Origin of the sequence: Burkholderia sp. E168m23, from assembly GCF_016586125.1 — a bacterium.
In the GTDB taxonomy this organism is placed as follows: Bacteria; Pseudomonadota; Gammaproteobacteria; order Burkholderiales; family Burkholderiaceae; genus Burkholderia; species Burkholderia orbicola.
This window is the reverse complement of the sequence record NZ_BCPP01000990.1, coordinates 1-2562: the sequence shown is the minus strand read 5'-3', so window position 1 is coordinate 2562 and position 2562 is coordinate 1. Positions and strand designations below refer to the sequence as shown.

Sequence of the window (2562 nt, the reverse complement as noted above, 5' to 3'; positions counted from 1 at the left end):
CCTGCTGCGCGGCGACGAGGACGACGCCGAAGCGCACCGCCGCTTCTACGACGAGTACAACGCGGTGCTGGACATGGCCGCCGAGTATTACCTCGAGACGATCCGCGTCGTGTTCCAGGAATTCCGGCTCGCGGAAGGCACGTGGGACGTCGAAGGCGAGCGCGTGCGGCCGCAGGACATCAAGCACACCGCGCTGATGACGATCGAGGGCGAACTCGACGACATCTCGGGCAGCGGCCAGACGCACGTCGCGCACGAGCTGTGCACGGGCATTCCGCAAGACGATCGCCGCAGCCTGACCGCCGAGAAATGCGGCCACTACGGGATCTTCTCGGGCCGTCGCTGGCGCACGATCATCTATCCGCAACTGCGCGACTTCATTCGCGACCATGCGCTGGAGCCCAAGCCCGGCGCGACGAAGTTGCCCGTCGATGCCCAGGATGCAACCGCGATCGGCGTCGTGCCGGCCGCCAAGCCGGAGCCGGAAACCGCGGTGCGCGCCACCGCCGCGAAACGCACGCGCGCGAAGGCGCCGGCCGTGACGGTCGCGCCCGCCAGGACGCCCGCCGCGAAGGCCGCGCCCGCCGCGAAACGCACGGCTGGCAGCCCGCGCGCAAAAGCCGCGCGGGTCCGCAAGGCCGCCTGACGCGCCGCGTTCCGACGCAAAAACGCCGCCGTTGCTTGACGCAACGGCGGCGTTTTTTATTTCGGCAGCGGCCGCGAGCGGGCAGCTCATCGGCTCGTCCGTTCGTCGCGTCAGCGCCGCAGCAGATAAGCGAGCAGCACCTCAGTGTTCATCCGGACCATCTCCGCGCGCTCGTCGGTGTCGGTGAAGTCGCGGCCGAGCGTCGCGGCGAGCGTGAAGCGGTTCGACACGATGTAGTAGCCGAGCCCGGACAACGTCACGTAGAAGCGCAGCGGATCGACGTCGCCGCGGAACAGCCCGGCCTTCTGGCCGCGCATCAGCACGTTGCCGAGCTTCGCGACGATCGGCGACATCATCTCGCGGATCCGCGTCGACTTGTGCAGATAGCGCGCTTCGTGCAGGTTCTCGTTGTTGATGAGCCTGAGCAGCTCCGGATGGTCGCGGTAGTAGTCCCAAACGAAATGCGCGAGCCGCGTGACGGCTTCGACCGGCGCGACGCCGTCGAGATCCAGCACGCGCTCGGCCTCGGTCAGCGCGGAGAACGCGTGTTCGAGCACCGCCGTGAACAGCTGCTCCTTGCTGCCGAAGTAGTAATAGAGCATGCGCTCGTTCGTTTCGGCCCGGCGCGCGATCTGGTCGACGCGCGCGCCGAACAGCCCTCCATTCGCGAACTCTTCGGCTGCCGCCATCAGGATGCGGCGGCGCGTACCTTCAGGATCTCTTTTGATTTTTGGCTGATTCATGGTGGCGCTTTGCTATGTGAGCCGCTTGATTCGGACCGACACCCCCACCGCCTCGGCGCCGGCCGCCCTGGAACGGGCGCGCCGCGGGCGGCCGCCCTCCTGCTGAGCCCCTGCAAAAAAGCGGTTCGATTATGCGCATAGACGGCGTCCGGCGCAATGCGGGAAATCGGCGATAATCGAGCTTTGGCCAACCTTTCCGGCCGCGCCCGGCGCGGCCGACCGAGAGCCATTCGGCGCCGCTGCGCCCGTTGTCAGCCTGTTGTCACCGTGACCGACTCCAAAACACTCGCGGATCGCATCGAAGATCTGCTTCCCCAGACGCAATGCACGAAGTGCGGCTATAACGGCTGCCGTCCGTACGCCGAGGCGATCGCCGCCGGCGACGCGAACTACAACCAGTGCCCGCCCGGCGGCGCCGAAGGCATCGCGCGCCTCGCGAACCTGCTCGGCAAGCCGGTAATTCCGCTGAACCCCGTCAACGGCAGCGAGCATCCGCGCGCGGTCGCGTTCATCGACGAAAACCTGTGCATCGGCTGCACGCTGTGCATGCAGGCGTGCCCGGTCGACGCGATCGTCGGCGCGCCGAAGCAGATGCACACGATCGTCGCGTCGCTGTGCACGGGCTGCGACCTGTGCATCCCGCCGTGCCCGGTCGACTGCATCGCGATGCTGCCGGTGACCGGCGATCGCACGGGTTGGGATGCGTGGTCGCAGGAACAGGCCGACGCCGCGCGCGAACGCCACGACCTGCGGCTCGCGCGCGAGCGCCGCGAGCGCGAGGCCGCCGACGCGCGTGCTGCCGCCCGCCGCGCGGCCAGTGCCGCCAAGCCGGTTGCGGAGCCCTCTGCAGCGCAGCCCGGTTCGCAGCCGGACACGCCGGCCGCCGCGCCGGCCGCCGACGACGCCGAAGCGAAGAAACGCGCAATCATCGCCGCCGCACTCGAACGCGCGCGCAAGAAGAAGGAAGAACTGTCCGGGCAAGGCGCCGGGCCGAAGAATACCGAAGGCGTGAGCGCGGCCGTCCAGGCGCAGATCGATGCGGCCGAGGCCCGTCGCAAGCGGCTCGCCGAACAGCAGGCGCAGCGCGATGCCGAAGCCGCATCGGGCAGCAACGACCACGACAACGACGCAGGCAACGACGATCCGGACGGCCCGTCCGCGCCGCCCGACCAG

The 2562-nt window shown here is 68.9% G+C and carries 2 protein-coding genes and 1 pseudogene; 2 read left to right on the top strand and 1 reads right to left on the bottom strand.

Features of this window, described 5'->3' with window-relative positions; translation table 11 throughout:
* A pseudogene (locus tag JMF90_RS32995) lies at positions 1-646 on the top strand (polyhydroxyalkanoate depolymerase); the annotation flags it as partial.
* A 110-nt stretch (positions 647-756) separates the two neighbouring features.
* Here the strand turns inward: JMF90_RS32995 and JMF90_RS32990 are convergent.
* Positions 757-1389, bottom strand: coding sequence for a TetR family transcriptional regulator (locus JMF90_RS32990; RefSeq protein ID WP_006478198.1), 633 nt, complete (start codon positions 1387-1389; stop codon positions 757-759).
* A 267-nt stretch (positions 1390-1656) separates the two neighbouring features.
* Here JMF90_RS32990 and rsxB point away from each other — a divergent pair.
* Positions 1657-2562 (top strand): electron transport complex subunit RsxB (gene rsxB, locus JMF90_RS32985; RefSeq protein WP_374104309.1); only part of this gene is annotated, 906 nt, incomplete at its 3' end.